This window comes from Pseudomonas sp. WSY_20, from assembly GCF_043104335.1.
Lineage (GTDB): Bacteria > Pseudomonadota > Gammaproteobacteria > Pseudomonadales > Pseudomonadaceae > Aquipseudomonas > Aquipseudomonas parafulva_B.
In genome coordinates, this window is sequence record NZ_JBICKP010000013.1 from 3,940 (window position 1) to 24,076 (window position 20,137).

The following is a 20,137-nucleotide window of genomic DNA, read 5'->3' on the forward strand; positions in this document are numbered from 1 at the left end:
ATGAATGCCGATAAGTCCCTCAAGCTTGCCCGCCGTTTCATAGAGCTGCCAGTGGACAAGCGTCATCTGTTTCTGGATGGCCTGCGCGCCGAAGGCATCGACTTTTCCCAATTCCCCATCGCCGCCGACGTGCAGGTCCCGGACCGCGATGCACTGTCGTATGCCCAGCAGCGCATGTGGTTCCTCTGGCAGCTGGACCCGCGCAGCGGTGCCTACAACCTGCCCAGCGCCGTGCGCTTGAGCGGGCCTTTGAACGTGGCGGCGCTGGAGCAGGCCTTTGCTTGCCTGGTAGAGCGCCACCAGAGCCTGCGCACGGTGTTTGCCGAAGGCGCAGACGGCCAGGTCCGGCAGGTGGCTGCCAAACACCCGGTGCACGTTGCCAAGCACAGCCTGGTTGAGCTGGACGCCGATGCCCAGGCGCGCCGTGTGCGCGAGCTGGCCGAACAAGAGGCGCTGCAACCCTTCGATCTGGCCGTCGGCCCCTTGATGCGCGTGAGCTTGCTGACGCTTGGGGCGCAGGAGCATGTGCTGCTGTTGACCCTGCACCACATCGTGTCCGATGGCTGGTCGATGAACGTGCTCATCGACGAGTTCGTCCAGGCCTACCAAGCCTTTGCCGCAGGCGTTGAACCCGCGCTGCCGGCTTTGCCTGTCCAGTACATGGACTACGCCCTGTGGCAACGCAAGTGGCTGGAGGCCGGTGAGCAGGCGCGGCAGTTGGACTACTGGCGCGAGCAGTTGGGCGATGAGCAGCCGTTGCTGGAGCTTGCCACCGATTTTCCACGCCCGGCGGTGGCCAGCCAGCGCGGCCAGCGTCACGAGCTGGTCATCGATCCCGCCCTGGCGGAACAACTGCGGGCCCTGGCGCGCCAGCACAACGTGACCTTGTTCATGGTGTTGCTGGCAGCATTCAATGTGCTGTTGTACCGCCACACCGGCCAGACCGATCTGCGCATCGGCGTGCCCGTGGCCAACCGCAATCGGGCCGAGGTCGAAGGCTTGATCGGTCTGTTCGTCAACACCCAGGTGCTGCGCACCACCCTGCAAGGGCAGCAGTCGGTCGCCAGCCTGCTGGGCGCCGTGAAACAGACCGCCGCCGGTGCCCAGGCGCACCAGGACCTGCCCTTCGAACAGTTGGTCGAGGCCCTGGACCTTGACCGCAGCCTGAGCCATAACCCGCTGTTCCAGGTGATGTACAACCACTTGCCGAACGTTGCCGATATCGAGGTGATGACGGTGGGCGAGGGGTTGGAGCTGCGCCCTCTGGAGGCGAGCAGCCGCCCCACGCCCTTCGACCTGACCCTCACCACCTTCGAGCGCGGTGGCCACCTGCATGCCTCGCTGACCTACGCCAGCGAGCTGTTCGAGCCGGCCACCATCGCGCGTATGGCCGGGCACTGGCTGCAGCTGCTGCAAGCGATGAGCGAGGATGCCGACCAGCCACTGGACCAACTGCCTTTGCTCGATGCCCATCAGGCGGCGCTTTTGCACCAGCAGGCCACGGGCCCGCAGGCACCGGCAGCGCCGTCGGCATTGGAGATGTTCGAGGCCCAGGTGCAGCGCGTTCCCGATGCCCTGGCGCTGACGTTCGCTGGGCAACGCCTGAGCTACGCCGAGTTGGATGCCCGCGCCAACGCGCTGGCCCTGCAACTGGTCGAGCTGGGCGTCGGTGCTCAGGTGTGCGTCGGCCTGGCCGCCGGGCGTTCGTTGGAAATGGTGATCGGCCTGCTGGCCGTGTGGAAGGCCGGGGCGGCCTATGTACCGCTGGACCCGGCATTCCCCGCCCAGCGGCTGGCCTACATGATCGAGGACAGCCGGGTCGGCGTGCTACTGACCCAGCAGGCGCTGCAAGCCAGCCTGCCGCAGCTCGCCGGGGTGACGACCCTGTTGCTCGACCCCGCTCGCCCTGAAGTCAGTGCACGGGGCCCACAGCGGCCAATCGACGCGGCCGAGTTGGCCTACGTCATCTACACCTCCGGTTCCACCGGCACCGCCAAGGGCGTGGCCGTCAGCCACGCCGCCCTGGGCAACTACCTGCAAGGCATTTTCCAGACCCTGCCGCTGCAGGACGCCAGCAGCATGGCGGTGGTCTCCACCCTGGCGGCGGACCTGGGGCATACCGTGCTGTTCGGCGCACTGTGCTCCGGACGCTCGCTGCACATCATCGAGCAGGACGTGGCCCTCGACCCGCAGCGCTTCGGCGCCTACATGCAGGACCATGGCATCGACGTGCTGAAAATCGTGCCGTCGCACCTGGAGGCGCTGCTGGGCGCTGACCAACCGCAACAGGTGCTGCCTGCCCGCTGCCTGGTGCTCGGTGGCGAGGCCTGTTCGCCTGCACTGATCGAACGCCTGCGCGCACTGGGCCGCTGCGACATCATCAACCACTACGGCCCGACCGAAACCACCGTCGGCGTACTGACCCAGAGCCTCAGCGCGGCAGACAGCCCCATCGTGCTGGGCCGGCCATTGCCCAACACCAGCACCCAGGTGCTCGATGCCGGCCTGCAACGCCAGGCGCCGGGCAGCCACGGCGAGTTGTACATCGGCGGCGCCGGCCTTGCCCGTGGATACCAGAACCGCCCGGGCATGACCGCCGAACGCTTCGTGCCCGATCCCTTCGGCGCACCGGGTGCGCGCCTGTATCGCACAGGCGACCGGGTGCGTCGTCTGCCCTCGGGCGAGCTGGCGTTCCTTGGCCGTGTCGACCGCCAGGTCAAGCTGCGCGGCTACCGCATCGACCTGGATGAAGTGCTGCTGGCCCTGCGTGCGGCGCCCCAGGTGCGCGACGCGGCCGTGCTGCTGGTGGGCGAAGCGGCCCATGCGCAACTGGTGGCCTATGTGGTCTATGCGGGCACTGACGCGCAGGCGCAACTGGAAGCCTGGCTGCAAGCGCGCCTGCCTGATTACATGCTGCCCAGCACCTACCAGGCCCTGGCCGTCATGCCCCTGACCGCCAACGGCAAGCTCGACACCCGCGCGCTGCCTCAGCCGACCCAGGCGCGTGCCGCCGCTGCCCACGTGCCGCCTGTGACCGAGCGAGAACACGCCCTGGCGGGCATCTGGGAACAGGTGCTCAAGGTGCCGGCAGTGGGGCTTGGCGACAACTTCTTCAGCCTGGGGGGCCACTCGTTGCTGGCCGTGCAGATCGTCTCGCGGGTGCGCCGCCAATTGGGGCTCGACCTGCCGCTGCGGGCCATGTTCGACACGGCCAACCTGGGTGAACTGGCCCAGGCGCTGGAGCACTGCGAGCGCTACCGCGAACAGACGGCCGTTGCGGCACTGCCGCGCAGCGAGCGCCTGCCGGCGTCATTCGCCCAGCAGCGTCAATGGCTGTACTGGACCCTGCAGCCCCAGAGCACCGCCTACCACACCCCGCTGGCCGTGCGGCTGCAGGGCGAGCTTGATCGCCAGGCCTTGCAGCGGGCGATGGACACCTTGCTGGCACGGCACGAAGCCTTGCGCACCACGTTCGTCCAGGAGGATGGCCAGCTTTATCAGCAGGTGCAGCCGGCCGGGGCGGTGGACCTGCAATGGACGGCCTTGCCCGATGCCAGCCAACCCCAGCTGGAGCTTGCGGTGCGCGCCGAAATCACGCGCCTGTTCGACCTGCACCAGGGGCCCCTGATGCGGGTCAAGGTGATCGAGCGCGCAATGGACGAATGGGTGCTGGTGCTGACGCTGCATCACATCACCTCCGACGGCTGGTCCATGAGCCTGTTGGTGCACGAGTTCGTCGAGCTCTACAGCGCCTTCAATGCCGGCCATACGTGCCCCCTGCAACCGCTGGCGGTGCAATACGCCGACTACGCCCACTGGCAGCGCCAGTGGCTGGCCCAAGGCGAGATGCAGCGCCAGCAGGCTTATTGGGTCGAACGCCTTGGGGGTGAACCGGTGGTGCTGTCGCTGCCGACCGATCACCCGCGCACGGCGCAGCTCAGCGACCGTGGCGGGCGCCTTGACCTGCACCTGCCGCAGGACCTGGAGCGTCAGGTACGCGAGCTGGCCCAGGCCCAGGGCGTCACCTTGTTCCAGCTGTTCCTGGGTAGCTTCGCCTTGCTGTTGCAACGCCACAGCGGCCAGCCAGACTTGCGCATCGGGGTGCCGGTGAACAACCGCAACAGCCAGGAGCTGGAGGCGGTGGTGGGCTTTTTCGTCAACACCCTGGTCATGCGTTTGTGTCCGCAACCTGAGCAGTCGTCAGGCCATTGGCTGCAGACGGTCAAGGAAGTGACGTTGTCGGCCCAGGCCAACCAGGACCTGCCGTTCGACCGCCTGGTGGAAGTGCTCAACCCCCAGCGCGCGCTGAATCACAACCCGCTGTTCCAAGTGATGTACAACCACCTGAGCACGGTCGGCGCCACTGCCACTGGCACCAGCCTGCCGGGTTTGCAGGCCCGCGAACTGCAGCTTGACGGCGGCGGCGCGCAGTTCGAGTTGTCCCTTGAGACCCTGGAAACGCCGCAGGGCATCTCCGTGGCCCTGGTGTACGCTGCCGACCTGTTCGAAGCCGCCACCATCGAGCGTATGGCCGCTCACTGGCAGACCCTGCTGCGCGGCATGGTGGCCTGCCCTGCACAGGCCATAGGCGAGCTGCCGATGCTCGCTGCCAGTGAACAGCACGGCCTGCGCACCTGGAACCAGACCGCGCAGCGTTACCCCGACGAATACTGTGTCCACCGCCTGATCGAACAGCAGGCCCAGCGCAGCCCCGAGGCGAGCGCCGTGGTGTTCGGCGCACGTCATCTCACCTATCGCCAGCTCAACAACGCCGCCAATGGCCTGGCCCTGCAGTTGATTGAGCGCGGCGTCGGCCCGGACGTGCTGGTAGGCATCGCCGCCGAGCGTTCGCTGGAGCTGGTCATCGGCCTGCTGGCCATCCTCAAGGCCGGTGGTGCCTACCTGCCGCTGGACCCGGACTACCCCGAGGAGCGCCTGGCCTACATGATCGAGGACAGCCGCATGGCCTTGCTGCTGCATGCGCCAGGCCTGCGCCTGCCGGTGCCTGAAGGGCTGGCGACGCTCGAACTGCCGGCCCCGCAGGCAGACCCGTCCCACGTACCGAACCCGCACGTCGACCTGGCGCCGGAGCACCTGGCCTACGTGATCTACACCTCCGGCTCCACCGGCAAGCCCAAGGGCGCCGGCAACCGCCACGTGGCCCTGGCCAACCGCCTGTACTGGATGCAGCAGGCCTATGAGCTGACCGCTGCTGACCGGGTGCTGCAAAAGACCCCGTTCAGCTTCGACGTGTCGGTGTGGGAGTTCTTCTGGCCGTTGATGACCGGCGCCCAACTGGTGGTGGCCGAGCCCGGCGCGCACCGCGACCCGGCGCAGTTGGTGGCGCTGATCGAGCAGCACGGCATCAGCACGCTGCACTTCGTGCCGTCGATGCTGCAGGTGTTTCTGCAATCGCCGGACCTGGACGGGTGCCACAGCCTGCGACGCATCCTGTGCAGTGGCGAGGCGCTGGCGCTCGATGCCCAGGCCCAGGTGTTCGCACGCCTGCCCAAGGCCGGCCTGTACAACCTGTACGGCCCGACCGAAGCCGCCATCGACGTCACCCACTGGACCTGCGTGGAGGAGGGCAGCGACAGCGTGCCCATCGGGCGCCCCATCGCCAACCTGCACACCTACGTGCTGGACGCGGCCCTGCAACCGGTGGTGCCAGGGGTGGCCGGTGAGTTGTACCTGGGTGGCGTAGGCCTGGCCCGTGGGTATCACCGCCGCCCGGCGCTGACCGCCGAGCGCTTCGTGGCAAGCCCTCTGGGTAATGGCGAGCGCTTGTACCGCACGGGTGATCGGGTGCGTTACCGCGCCGACGGCGTGCTGGAGTACCTCGGTCGCCTGGACCACCAGGTGAAGATCCGTGGCCAGCGCATCGAGCTTGGAGAAATCGAGGCGCGCCTGCTGGAGGTGGCCGGCGCGAGTGAAACCGTGGTCGTGGCCCGCCAGGATGCCCAAGGCCAGCACCTGGTCGGCTACGTGGCCGAGGCGTGCGCGCCTGCTGATCTTGCCGCCTGGCAAGCCCAGCTCAAGGCCCGGCTGGCCGAGACCTTGCCGGCCTACATGGTGCCTTCGCACCTGGTGTGGCTGCCGGCAATGCCCTTGAGCCCCAACGGCAAGCTGGACCGCAAGGCCTTGCCTGCGCCTGATCTGGATCAAGCCCGGCAGGCTTTCCAGGCACCGAGCACCGAGCTCGAATGCACCGTTGCAGCCATCTGGCGCCAGGTGTTGCACCTGGACCAGGTAGGCATGGCCGATCACTTCTTCGACCTGGGCGGGCATTCGCTGCTCGCCACCCAGGTGATTTCGCGTGTTGCCCAGGAACTGGACCTGGAGGTGCCACTGGCGCTGCTGTTCGAACACAGCACCCTGCATGCCTTCACCCAGGCCGTGAGCGCCCTGCAAGGCCACCGCGTCGCGCCGATTGCCCCGGTGGACCGCAACCAGCCACTGCAGCTGTCGTTCGCCCAGGAGCGGCAGTGGTTCCTCTGGCAGCTGGAACCGCACAGCAGCGCCTATCACATCCCCATGGCCCTGCGCTTGCGTGGCGAGCTGGACCTGCAAGCGCTGGAAGACAGCTTCAACCTGCTGGTGCAGCGTCACGAAAGCCTGCGTACCACCTTCATCCAGGAGCAGGCCCAGGTTCGTCCGGTCATCCACGCCCACTGGCGTTTGCCTGTGCCGGTGCACTCCGTTGCGGGCCAAGAAGAGGAGGGCGCAGCGATCCAGGCCTTCCTCCAAGTCCAGACTGCCCAGCCCTTCGACTTGATCAATGGGCCGTTGCTGCGCATCGGTGTGCTGCAACTGGGGGCACAGGACCATGTGCTGACCCTGGTCCAGCACCACATCGTTTCCGATGGCTGGTCGATGCAGGTGTTGGTCGATGAATGGATGCAGAGCTATGCCAGCCTGACCAGCGGCGCGCAGCCCAACCTTGCGCCGCTGCCCGTCCAGTACCTGGATTACGCCCACTGGCAGCGCGACTGGCTGGCAGCCGGTGAGCGCGAGCGTCAGCTGATGTACTGGCGTGAGCAGTTGGGCGATGAGCCGGTGGTACTGGAGCTGCCCACCGATCACCCGCGTCCTGCGGTGCAGAGCTACCGCGGTGCCCGCCTGGGGCTGACCTTGGACACGCAGCTGACCACAGGCCTGCAACAGCTGGCGCAACAGCACAACGTCACGCTGTTCATGCTGCTGCTGGCCTCGTTCCAGGCGCTGTTGCAGCGTTACAGCGGCCAGGACGACATCCGTGTCGGCGTGCCCGTCGCCAACCGCCACCGCCTGGAGACCGAGCGGCTGATCGGCTTCTTCGTCAATACCCAGGTCCTGCGTGCGCGCTTCGATGGGCAACTGACCGTAGAGGCGCTGTTGGAACAAGTGCGCCAGGCCGCTTTGGGCGCCCAGCAGCATCAGGACCTGCCGTTCGAGCAACTGGTCGAAGCCCTGCAGCCTGCACGCAGCCTGAGCCACAACCCGCTGTTCCAGGTGATGTTCACCCATCGCAATCTGCTCGACCAGCAGCTGGGTGATGGCTTCAAGGTGCCGCAGCTCGATGTCCAGACCCTGAGCGGCGAACACCACAGTGCCCAGTTCGACCTGGCACTGGACACCTTCGAGACACCCGACGGCCTGGGCGCGACCTGGACCTTCGCCACCGACCTGTTCGAAACCAGCACCCTTGAGCGCATGGCCAGCCATTGGCAAACCCTGCTGCGTGGCATGCTTGCCAGCCCCCAGGCGCCAGTGGCCGAGCTGCCACTCATGGACGCAGGACAGCTGGACACTGCGCGCACCTGGAACCAGACCGCGCAGCGTTACCCCGACGAATACTGTGTCCACCGCCTGATCGAGCAGCAGGCCCAGCGCAGCCCCGAGGCGAGCGCCGTGGTATTCGGCCCACGTCAACTCACCTATCGCCAGCTCAACAACGCCGCCAATGGCCTGGCCCTGCAGCTGATCGAGCGTGGCGTCGGCCCGGATGTGCTGGTAGGCATCGCCGCCGAGCGTTCGCTGGAGCTGGTCATCGGCCTGCTGGCCATCCTCAAGGCCGGTGGTGCCTACCTGCCGCTGGACCCGGACTACCCCGAGGAACGCCTGGCCTACATGATCGAGGACAGCCGCATGGCCTTGCTGCTGCATGCGCCAGGCCTGCGCCTGCCGGTGCCTGAAGGGCTGGCGATACTCGAACTGCCGGCCCCGCAGGCAGACCCGGCCGACGTACCGAACCCGCACGTCGACCTGGCGCCGGAGCACCTGGCCTACGTGATCTACACCTCCGGCTCCACCGGCAAGCCCAAGGGCGCCGGCAACCGCCACGTGGCCCTGGCCAACCGCCTGTACTGGATGCAGCAGGCCTATGAGCTGACCGCTGCTGACCGGGTGCTGCAAAAGACCCCATTCAGCTTCGACGTGTCGGTGTGGGAGTTCTTCTGGCCGTTGATGACCGGCGCCCAACTGGTGGTGGCCGAGCCCGGTGCGCACCGCGACCCGGCGCAGCTGGTGGCGCTGATCGAGCAGCATGGCATCAGCACGCTGCACTTCGTGCCGTCGATGCTGCAGGTGTTTCTGCAATCGCCGGACCTGGACGGGTGCCACAGCCTGCGACGCATCCTGTGCAGCGGCGAGGCGCTGGCGCTCGATGCCCAGGCCCAGGTGTTCACACGCCTGCCCAAGGCCGGCCTGTACAACCTGTACGGCCCGACCGAAGCCACCATCGACGTCACCCACTGGACCTGCGTGGAGGAGGGCAGCGACAGCGTGCCTATCGGGCGCCCCATCGCCAACCTGCACACCCATGTGCTGGACGCGGCCCTGCAACCGGTGGTGCCAGGGGTGGCTGGTGAGTTGTACCTGGGTGGCGTAGGCCTGGCCCGTGGCTACCACCGCCGCCCGGCGCTGACCGCCGAGCGCTTCGTGGCAAGCCCTCTGGGTAATGGCGAGCGCTTGTACCGCACGGGTGATCGGGTGCGTTACCGCGCCGACGGCGTGCTGGAGTACCTCGGCCGCCTGGACCACCAGGTGAAGATCCGTGGCCAGCGCATCGAGCTGGGAGAAATCGAGGCGCGCCTGCTGGAGGTGGCCGAAGTCCGGGAAGCGGTCGTGCTGGCTCAGCCTGGCGCCGCTGGCGCGCAACTGGTCGGCTACGTGCTGGTCGACGGTGCTGACCTGGAGCCCACCCGCCAGGCGCTGCTGCGCGAGCGCCTCAAGGCTCACCTCAAGGCCAACCTGCCCGGCTACATGGTCCCCGGCCAATGGCTGCTGCTGGAGCAGTGGCCGCTCAGCCCCAACGGCAAGCTGGACCGCAAGGCCTTGCCACTGCCCCAGGCAGCGCCACCACAACAGGGCTACGAAGCCCCGCAACGCCCGGTCGAGTGCCAACTGGCAGCGATCTGGCAGGACCTGCTCCAGCTCGACAAGGTCGGCTTGAACGACCACTTCTTCGACCTGGGCGGTCACTCTCTTCTCGTCGTGAGCCTGGTCTCACGCATTCAACTCGAGCTTGGTATGAAGGCAACTGCGCAATTGATTTTCCAATACCCCACCCTGGGCGAGCTGGCCCGCCAACTGGAGCACGAAGGCGGGGCGGTGGATGCCGCCACCCTCGACCAGCTCGAAAGCCTGCTCGACGAAATGGAGGCGGTGTAATGGATCACGCCAGCGCCCTGCGCATTGCCCAGCGTTTCATCGCCTTGCCCGTGGACAAGCGCCGCCAGTACCTGGCCAAGATGGCCGAACAAAAGGTCTCGCCCGGCAACCTGCCAATTCCTGTCATCCGCGAGCAGTTAAACAGCCTGCCGCTGTCCTTCGCCCAGGAGCGCCAGTGGTTCCTTTGGCAACTGGAGCCAGGCAGCAGCGCATCTCATATCCCTACCGCCTTGCGCCTGCGCGGTCACCTCGACACCCAGGCCTTGCAACAAGCGTTCGATGCCCTGGTGGCACGCCACGAGACCCTGCGCACCACCTTCGTGATGAAGGACGAGCGGCCCTGCCAGCACGTGCATGGCTCACTGCCGATCGCGATCGAGCCGTTGCACCTGCCGGCCACCCTGGCACCCGAGCATCAACACGCCCAAGTGCAGGCGTTGATCGAGCAGCAGATCGCCAGGCCCTTCGACCTCGAGCACGGCCCGCTGGTACGGCTGGGGCTGCTGAGGGTGGCTGACGATGAGCATGTGCTGGTGATGGTGCAGCACCACATCGTCTCCGATGGCTGGTCGATGCAGGTCATGGTCGATGAGCTGATGCAGCTGTACCTGGGCTTGGTCCACGGGCGGGCGGTCCAGCTGCCTGCGCTGCCCATTCAGTACGCCGACTATGCCATCTGGCAGCGTCGCTGGATGGAAGCCGGCGGCAGCGAGCAGCAACTGGCCTACTGGCGTGAGCAACTGGGCGCGCATCAACCGGTGCTCGAGTTGCCCACCGACCGTCCGCGCGCGGCCCAGCCAAGCCTGCGCGGCGCGCGTTTCGACTTGCCCATCGACAAGGCGCTGAGCGAAGCCTTGCAAGCCCTCGCGCAGCAGCAACAGGTCACGCTGTTCATGCTGTTGCTGGCGTCGTTCCAGGTGCTGCTGCACCGCTACACCGGCCAGACCGATATTCGCGTCGGGGTGCCCAACGCCAACCGCAACCGGGTCGAGACCGATCGCCTGCTGGGTTTCTTCGTCAACACCCAGGTGCTGCGCGCTGATGTGCAGGGGGCCTTGGCCTTCCCGACGTTGTTGCAACAGGTCAAGCAGACGGTACTCGGTGCTCAGGCGCATCAGGACTTGCCGTTCGAGCAACTGGTCGAAGCCTTGCAGCCAGACCGCAGCCTGAGCCACAACCCGTTGTTCCAGGTGATGTACAACCATCAGCGCCAGGGCCGCGACCCACGTGCCCAGCAGGTGCCTGGCCTGGAAATCGAAGGGCTGTTCTGGGAAAGCCACAGCGCCTCGTTCGACCTGACGCTGGACACCGTCGAGGGTGAAGACGGCCTGTGGGCGTCGCTGACCTATGCGTGCGACCTGTTCGATGCCGCCACCATCGAGCGCCTGGGGGGCCATTGGCTGACCCTGCTGCGCGGCCTCGTCGGCGATCCGTCGCGCTGCGTTGCTGCACTGCCGATGCTGGCCGTCGATGAGCATGAGCACCTGCACGCCGTGCGCAACGCCCCGGACCTGCGCCATGCCGACGGCCCGCTGGTGCACGAGCGCATTGCCCAGTGGGCTGCGCAAACCCCGCAGGCCACCGCCTTGCTGTTTGGCGAGCAGCGCATGAGCTTTGCCCAGCTCGATCAGCAGGCCAATCGCCTGGCCCATGCTTTGGTCACAGCAGGGGTGGGGCCGGAAGTGCTGGTCGGTATCGCCCTGGAGCGTGGCCTTGAGATGGTCGTGAGCCTGTTGGCGGTGCTCAAGGCCGGCGGTGCCTATACGCCGCTCGACCCGCAATACCCCCGCGAGCGCCTGTCCTATCTGATGCAGGACAGCGGCATGGCCCTGCTGCTCAGCGACAGCGCGCTCATGCAGCGCCTGCCGGTACCGGATGGCTTGGCAACCCTGGCCCTGGACCACATGGACCTGGCCGCGCAACCCTGCCACGCGCCAGCGAACGCCGCCCAGGCCGATAACCTGGCCTACGTCATCTACACCTCGGGTTCCACGGGCCTGCCCAAAGGGGTGGCAGTGGCCCATGGCCCCATCGCCATGCACTGCCGAGCCATTGGCGAGCGCTACGAAATGACGCCGGCCGACTGCGAACTGCACTTCATGTCATTCGCTTTCGACGGTGCCCACGAACGCTGGCTCACGCCCCTGACCCACGGGGCTTCGCTGCTCATCCGCGACCCGCAGCTGTGGACCCCGGAGCAAACCTATGCCGCCATGCATGCACATGGGGTGACGGTCGCTGCGTTTCCACCGGTCTACCTTCAGCAACTGGCCGAGCACGCCGAGCGCGATGGCAACCCACCGCCGATGCGGGTGTACTGCTTCGGCGGCGATGCGGTGTCCGAGGCCAGCTACGCCATTGCTCGGCGCGCACTGCGTCCGACCTATATCATCAATGGCTACGGCCCTACCGAAACCGTGGTCACCCCCCTGATCTGGAAAGCTGGCGAACAGGACAGCTGCGGTGCGGCCTATGCGCCCATTGGCGATCGCGTCGGTGAACGGCGCGCGTATGTGCTCGATGCCGACCTGAACCTGTTGCCCCTGGCCATCCCGGGTGAGTTGTACCTGGGCGGGCAGGGCTTGGCCCGTGGCTACCTCAAGCGCCCGGCGCTCACTGCTGAAAGGTTCGTACCGGACCCGTTCGGCAACGGTGCCCGGCTGTACCGCAGCGGTGATCGGGTGAGCCTGCGCAGCAGCGGCATCATCGACTACCTCGGGCGCATCGACCGCCAGGTCAAGGTGCGGGGTTTTCGTATCGAGCTGGGCGAGGTGGAAGCGCGCCTGCTGGCGGTGCCGGGGGTGCGCGAAGCGGTGGTGGTGGCCCAGGCCGGCCCGAGCGGCCAGCAATTGGTCGGCTACGTGGTGAGCGACGACGCGCCGCAATTGGCGTCCAATCATCAAGCCCAGGCTGAGCGCCGCGAATCGATCAAGCGCTGTTTGAAGGTGGACCTGCCCGACTACATGGTGCCCACGCACGTGCAGTTGCTCGAACGCATGCCCTTGACCCCCAACGGCAAGATCGACCGCCAGGCCCTGCCCGTAGTCGACCTTACCCAGCTGCAAGGCCAGCATGTGGCCGCCAGCAGCCCGCTCGAGCAGGCGCTGGTGCAGATCTGGCAGGCGGTGCTGAAGGTGCCTCAGGTGGGGGTGACCGACAATTTCTTCGAGCTGGGCGGTGATTCGATCATCTCGATCCAGATGGTCAGCCGGGCCCGTCAGGCCGGCATCGTGCTCAGTCCCAAAGACCTGTTCCTGCACCAGACCGTGCAGGCCTTGGCCGGTGTGGCCCGTTTTGGCGAGGTCGCCCGCATCGATCAGGGCCCGGTCGCTGGCAGCCTGCCGCTGCTGGCCATCCAGCGCTGGTTCTTCGCCCAGGGCATTGCTGATGCGCACCACTGGAACCAGTCCGTGCTGCTGGCACCGACGCAGGCGTTGCAGCCACGTGCGCTGGAAGCGGCGTTGCAGGCGCTGGTGCTGCACCATGACGCCTTGCGCCTGCGCTTCGATGCCCAAGCCGGGCTCGCCTGGCACCGGGCACCGGCCCAGCAACAGAGCGCCGAGGAGCAGGCGCCTTTGCTGTGGCACGCCACGGCCGCGCGCGGCCAGGCCCTGACCGCGTTGTGCGAGCAGGCCCAGCGCAGCCTCGACCTGCGCCAAGGGCCGCTGCTGCGGGCTGTGCTGGCGGAGTTGGACGATGGCAGTCAGCGGCTGTTGCTGGTGGTTCATCACTTGGTCGTGGACGGTGTGTCCTGGCGCATTCTGTTCGACGATCTGCAGCAGGCCTACTCGCAGTGCCTGGCAGGCGAGGCGCTGTCGCTGCCGGCCAAGACCACGGCCTACAAGCACTGGGCAGAACGCCTGCAGGCACTGGCGCAAACCCCGGCCCTGGCCGAGCAGCTGCCGTACTGGCAGGCGCAGGTCGCAGGCGCCGCCGACCACCTGCCAGGCGCGCGTCCTCACGCCAGCCTGGAAAAACGCCATGCCTGTACGGTACACACGCGCCTGGACGACACGCTGACCCGGCAATTGCTGCAACAGGCCCCGGCGGCCTACCGCACCCAGGTCAACGACCTGCTGCTGACCGCGCTGACCCGCGTGATCTGCCGCTGGACTGGGCAGGCCTCGGCGCTGATCCAGCTCGAAGGGCACGGCCGTGAAGCGCTGTTCGACGAGGTCGACCTGACCCGCACAGTGGGCTGGTTCACCAGCGCCTTCCCGGTACGCCTGGACGATGCCGCTGAGGTGACCGACGCGATCAAGCGCGTCAAGCAGCAGTTGCGCGCGATCCCTGACAAGGGCATCGGCTACGGCGCCCTGCGCTACATGGGCAGCGCCCAGTCACAGGCAGCCCTCAACGGCCTGGCCGAGCCGCGCATCACCTTCAACTACCTGGGCCAGTTCGACGGCAGCTTTGCCAGCGACCAGGGTGCCCTGTTCGTGCCAGCCAGCGAGGACACCGGCGCTGAACAGGGCGCCGAGGCCCCGCTCGGCAATTGGCTGAGCATCAACGGCCAGGTGTACGCAGGCCAATTGCGCCTGGGCTGGACCTTCAGCGAAGCGATGTTCGAGCGCAGCGACATCGAGCGGTTGGCGCAGGATTACGCACGCGAGCTGAGCCAGCTGGTCGCCCACTGCCTGTTGCCGGGCAGTGCTGGGGTGACGCCTTCGGACTTCCCGCTGGCCATGCTCGACCAGCCACAGCTGGACGCCCTTGGCCTGCCCTGGGCGGACGTCCAGGACCTGTACCCGCTCTCGCCCATGCAGCAGGGCATGCTGTTCCACAGCTTGCTTGAGCAACAAGGGGGGGACTACATCAACCAGCTGTCGGTCAGCGTCGAGGGGCTGGCGCCCGAGCGTTTCCGTGAGGCCTGGCAGGCGGTGGTCCAGCGCCATGACATATTGCGCAGCGGGTTCCTCTGGCAAGGCGGGCTGGCCCAGCCGCTGCAGTGGGTGCGCAAGCAGGTGCAGCTGCCGTGCCGTGAAATCGACCTGCGTGGCCATGAAGATCTTGACGCTGCATTGACGCGCCTGGCTGATGCCGAACGCGAGCAAGGCTTCGACCTGGCCCAGGCGCCACTGCTGCGCTTGACGCTGGCCCGCACGGGGGATGATCGCTATCAGCTGATCTATACCAGCCATCACATTTTGCTCGACGGCTGGAGCAATTCGCAGCTGCTTGGCGAGGTGCTGCAGCACTACGCAGGCCAGGCGCTGCAGAGCCTGAACGGGCGCTACAGTGACTACATCGGCTGGTTGCAACGCCAGGACAAACAGGCCAGCGAGGCCTTCTGGCGCGCACAGTTCGCCACCCTTGAGGAGCCGACCTGGCTGAGCCGTGCGCTCAAGTGCGCCGCCACCGGCCAGACCGGGCAAGGCGAATTGAAATGGCGCCTGGACGCTGCGATGACCGAACAGTTGCACGGCTTTGCCCGTCAGCAGAAAGTCACCCTCAACACGCTCGTGCAGGCCGCCTGGCTGTTGCTGTTGCAGCGCTACACCGGCCACGACAGCGTGGCATTCGGGGCTACGGTCGCGGGCCGGCCTACGCAGTTGCAGGGCATCGAGCAGCAGATCGGCCTGTTCATCAATACCCTGCCGGTGGTCGCGCGGCCCGAGCCGCAGCTGGCGCTGGCCGGTTGGTTACAGACCGTACAAAGCATCAACCTGGCACTTCGGGACCACGAACATAGTGCGCTGAGTGATGTGCAGCGCTGGGCCGGGCAGGGCGGCGATGGAGTGTTCGATACCCTGCTGGTATTCGAAAACTACCCTGTGTCCGAGGCGCTGCAGCAAGGCGGCGTCAGTGACCTGCACTTTGGTGACGTGCACAGCCATGAGCAGAACAACTACCCACTGACCCTGAGCGTCAGCACCGGGGCCGACCTGTTGTTGCATTACAGCTATGACGCGGCGCAGTTCAGTGCCGAACGCATGGCCCAGGTTGCAGGCCACCTGGCCCATCTGCTGGCGCAGATGGCGGACGGCTCGCCCCAGCGCTGCCTGGGTGAGCTGAAGCTGTTCGAAGAGGGGCGCCAGCGCGCCCCGGTGCAGGACTGGGGCATGGCCGCCGGTCAATACCCAAGCCTGGCCCCTGCCCATGTGCTGTTCGAGCAGCAGGCCCAGCGCGTTCCGCACCACACTGCGCTGATCACTGAAACCACCGAACTGACTTACGCCCAGCTCAACGCGGCGGCCAACCGCCTGGCCCACCGCCTGATCGCCCAGGGCGTGGGCCCGGACGTGTTGGTCGGCATCGCCGTCGAGCGCGACGCGCCGATGGTCATCGCCTTGCTGGCCGTGCTCAAGGCAGGCGGCGGCTACGTGCCGCTCGATCCGAAATTCCCCCGCGAGCGCTTGCAGCAGATGATCGAGGACAGCCGCATCGTGCTGCTGTTGACCCAGTCGCACTTGCGCCAAGCGCTGGCGCTGGACGCGCAGGTGCAGTGCCTGCTGCTGGATACGCCTGAGGACGGCAGCGGCGCCGACAGCGACCCGCTCAACCGCGTGCACGCTGACAACCTGGCCTACGTGATCTTCACCTCCGGCTCGACTGGCCGGCCGAAGGGCGTGGCCATCAGCCATGGTGCCTTGACCCGCCACGCCTTCGTGGCCCAATGGTATTCCGATATCCACGCATCCGACTGCGTCCTGCAATTTGCCACGTTCAACTTCGATGCCTTCGTCGAGCAGCTGTACGCCCCGCTGGTCTGCGGTGCCACCGTGATGCTGCGGGGCAACGAAATCTGGGACAGCGAGACGTTCTACCAGCGGGTGCTGGCCCACGGCATCAGCGTGGCCGACCTGCCGACCGCGTACTGGAACCTGCTGGCCACCCAGTTCGCCAGCGTAGGGCCACGCGACTACGGGCAGCTGCGCCAGATTCATGCGGGCGGCGAAGCCATGCCGCCTGAAGGCATGGCCGCCTGGCACAAGGCCGGGCTGGGCCATGTGCGCCTGCTCAACACCTACGGCCCGACCGAAACCACGGTCACTTCCACCACGCTCGACTGCACCCCGTACGTGCTGGGCGAACAACCCGTGCCTCACACCTTGCCGATCGGCACGGCTTTGCCAGGGCGGGACATCTACCTGCTGGACGACGCCGGGCAGCCGGTGCCGACCGGTGTCGTAGGTGAGCTGGTGATCGGCGGCCAGTTGCTGGCGCGCGGCTATTTCGGCCGCAGTGCGCTGACCGCCGAGCGCTTCCTGCCCGACCCGTTCGGCGGCAACGGCGGGCGCTTGTACCGCACGGGCGACCTGGCGCGCTACCGTGCCGATGGCGTGATCGAATACGTCGGCCGGGTGGACCATCAGGTGAAGATCCGTGGCTTCCGTATCGAGCTGGGCGAGATCGAGACTTGCCTGCTGGCGCAGGCCGGTGTCAGCGAGGCGCTGGTCATGGCGCAGCCTGGCCCGAACGGGCCGCAACTGGTCGCTTACCTGGTTGCAGATGCAAACGTGCAGACGCTGCGCGAAGCGCTCAAGGCGAGCTTGCCGGACTACATGGTCCCCGCCCATCTCATGCTGCTCGACCACATGCCGCTGAGCCCGAGCGGCAAGATCGACCGCAAGGCACTGCCGCTGCCCGAGGCCTCCAGTAACCAGGCATTTATCGCCCCCCAGCGCCCGCTCGAACAGCAACTGGCGCGTATCTGGCAAGACGTGCTGAAGCTTGAGCGGGTCGGGGTGGACGACAACTTCTTCGAGCTGGGCGGTGACTCGATCATCTCCATCCAGGTGGTCAGCCGAGCCCGTCAGCAGGGGCTGCACTTCACGCCCAAGGAGCTGTTCCAGCACCAGACCCTGCGCGCCCTGGCCAAGGTCGTGCGCACTGGCGACAGCGCCGTGCACATCGACCAGGGTACCGTCCTCGGCGGCATGCCCCTGCTGCCGGTGCAGCACAGCTTCTTCAGCGAAGCCATTGCCCAGCGTCACCACTGGAACCAGTCAGTGCTGCTGGTACCACGCACCGTGCTTGAGGGCGTTGCACTGGAGCAGGCATTGCAGGCCCTTGTGCAGCATCACGATGCGTTGCGGCTTACCTTCAGCGAGGGTGAGCAAGGCTGGCAGGCCGAACATGGCGAGCCCGTGACGGCGCTGCTGTGGCAGCGCGAGGTGGCCGATGCCCAGGCGCTCACCGCCCTGTGCGACGATGCCCAGCGCAGCCTGGACCTGGCCCACGGCCCGCTGCTGCGCGCGGTGCTGGCCACCCTTGCCGACGGCAGCCAGCGCTTGCTGCTGGTGATCCATCACCTAGTGGTCGATGGCGTATCGTGGCGCATCCTCTTCGAGGACCTGCAACAGGCCTACGCACAATGCCTGGCCGGGCAGCCCCTGAAACTGCCGAGCAAGACCACGGCCTACCAGGCCTGGGCGCAGAAACTGAAGGCGCATGCCCACAAGCCGGCGCTGCTGGGCCAGAAGGATTACTGGCTGGCGCAACTGCGTGGTCAACGCACAGACCTGCCGGGCGCCAAGGCCGATGCGGGCATGCAGGGGCACCACGCCCAGACTGTGCAGACCCGCCTGGACGCCCAGCAAACCCGTCGCCTGTTGCAGCAGGCGCCTGCGGCCTACCGCACCCAGGTCAACGACTTGCTGCTGACCGCCTTGGCCCGTGTGATCTGCCAGTGGACGGGCGAACAGGCCGCGCTGATCCAGTTGGAAGGCCATGGCCGCGAGGAGCTGTTCGACGACGTCGACCTCACCCGTACCGTGGGCTGGTTCACCAGCCTGTTCCCGGTGAAGTTGCCCGTGTCGACCGACCTTGGCGACACGCTTCGCCAGGTCAAGGAACACCTGCGCGGCATCCCTGACAAGGGTATCGGCTATGGTGTGCTGCGCTACCTGGGGGACGCTGCCACACGCGAGGCCCTGGGGGCCCTGGCGACGCCGCGTATCACCTTCAACTACCTGGGCCAGTTCGACGGCAGTTTTGCCGACGACGATGACGCCTTGTTCACCCCGGCTACCGAAAAGCGCGGCCGTGAGCAAAGCCCAGATGCCCCATTGGACAATTGGCTGGTGCTCAACGGGCGCGTGTACGACGGTTGCCTGAGCCTGGACTGGACGTTCAGCGCCGAGCAGTTCGAGGTGCAGACCATCGAGGACTTGGCCGATGCCTACGGCGCACAACTGCAAGCGCTGATCGAACACTGCCTGGCGCCTGACGCGGGCGGCGTGACGCCGTCCGATTTCCCCCTGGCCAGTCTTGACCAGGCGCAACTGGACCAGCTTGCGGTGCCTGCGGCCAACCTTGAGGACATCTACCCGCTGTCCCCGATGCAGCAGGGCATGTTGTTCCACAGCCTCTACGAACAGGGAAGTGGCGATTACCTGAACCAGATGCGTCTGGACATCGGTGGGCTCGACCCGCAGCGATTCCGCAGTGCCTGGCAGGCCACCCTCGATGCCCACGCCATCCTGCGCACCGGGTTCAACTGGCAGTTCGAGCAGGCCGTGCAGGTGGTCATGAATCGGGTCGAGCTGCCGTTCCGCCTGCTGGACCTGCGCGACGAAACCTCTGCGCAAGCAACCCTTGATGCCCTGGCGCAAAGCGAACTGCAACGTGGCTTCGAGCTTCATACCGCGGCGTTGCTCAGGCTGGTACTTGCACAGACCGACGTGCAGGACTATCACCTGATCTACACCAGTCACCATATCCTGATGGACGGCTGGAGCACCTCGCAGCTTCTGGGCGAAGTGCTCCAGCGCTATGCCGGTCACCCGGTCATTCAAGGGCCTACGCAGTACCGCGACTACATCGGCTGGTTGCTGCGTCAGGACCGTCAGGCCAGCGAGGCGTTCTGGCGCGATCAACTGGCCCGCCTGCCGGCACCGACCCTGCTGGCACAAGCCTTGAAGCCGGCAACGCGCAGCTCAGGTCAATACGATCATTACCACCGGCTGGACGAACATCACACCCAGCGTCTGAACGCCTTTGCGCGGCGCCACAAGGTCACCCTCAACACCGTCATCCAGGCGGCCTGGCTGTTGCTGCTGCAACGCTACACCGGGCACGACGGCGTCGTGTTCGGGGCCACCGTGGCCGGGCGCCCGGCGGCGATCAGCGGTGTGGAGCAGCAGATCGGCCTGTTCATCAACACCTTGCCGGTAGTGGCCAGCCCCCAGGTAGATCAGCCGCTGCAGGCGTGGCTGCATGCGCTTGTGCAACTGAACCTGGCACTGCGCGAGCAGGAGCACACCCCGCTCTTCGATATCCAGCGCTGGGCCGGGCAGGGCGGTGAAGCGCTGTTCGACAACATCCTGGTGTTCGAGAACTATCCGGTTTCCGAGGCGCTGCAAGCAGCGCCCGTGGACCTGCGCTTTGGCAGCATCGACAACCATGAGCAGAGCAACTACCCGCTGACCGTCAGCGTAAACGCCGGGTCCACCGTGCTGCTGCACTTTACCTACGCGGGCGAGGCGTTCGATGCGCCGGGTATCGCGGGCATCAGTGACAACCTGGCCCACTTGCTCCTGCA

General features: G+C 66.7%; 2 protein-coding genes (1 of these 2 cut by a window edge). Both read left to right on the top strand.

Annotated elements, in window-relative coordinates; all coding sequences use genetic code 11:
- The gene (locus ACF8E5_RS02070; RefSeq protein WP_392474845.1) at positions 1 to 9,651 is read left to right on the top strand and encodes an amino acid adenylation domain-containing protein; all 9,651 of its coding nucleotides are present in this window, start codon (positions 1 to 3) and stop codon (positions 9,649 to 9,651) included.
- On the top strand, positions 9,651 to 20,137 hold the 5' portion of the coding sequence (locus tag ACF8E5_RS02075; protein WP_392474846.1) for a non-ribosomal peptide synthase/polyketide synthase. The gene runs 7,201 nt beyond the window's last position; the window shows 10,487 of its 17,688 coding nt (coding positions 1-10,487); it begins with the start codon at positions 9,651 to 9,653; the stop codon falls past the right edge of the window. Before ACF8E5_RS02070 ends, ACF8E5_RS02075 begins: the two co-directional genes overlap by 1 nt.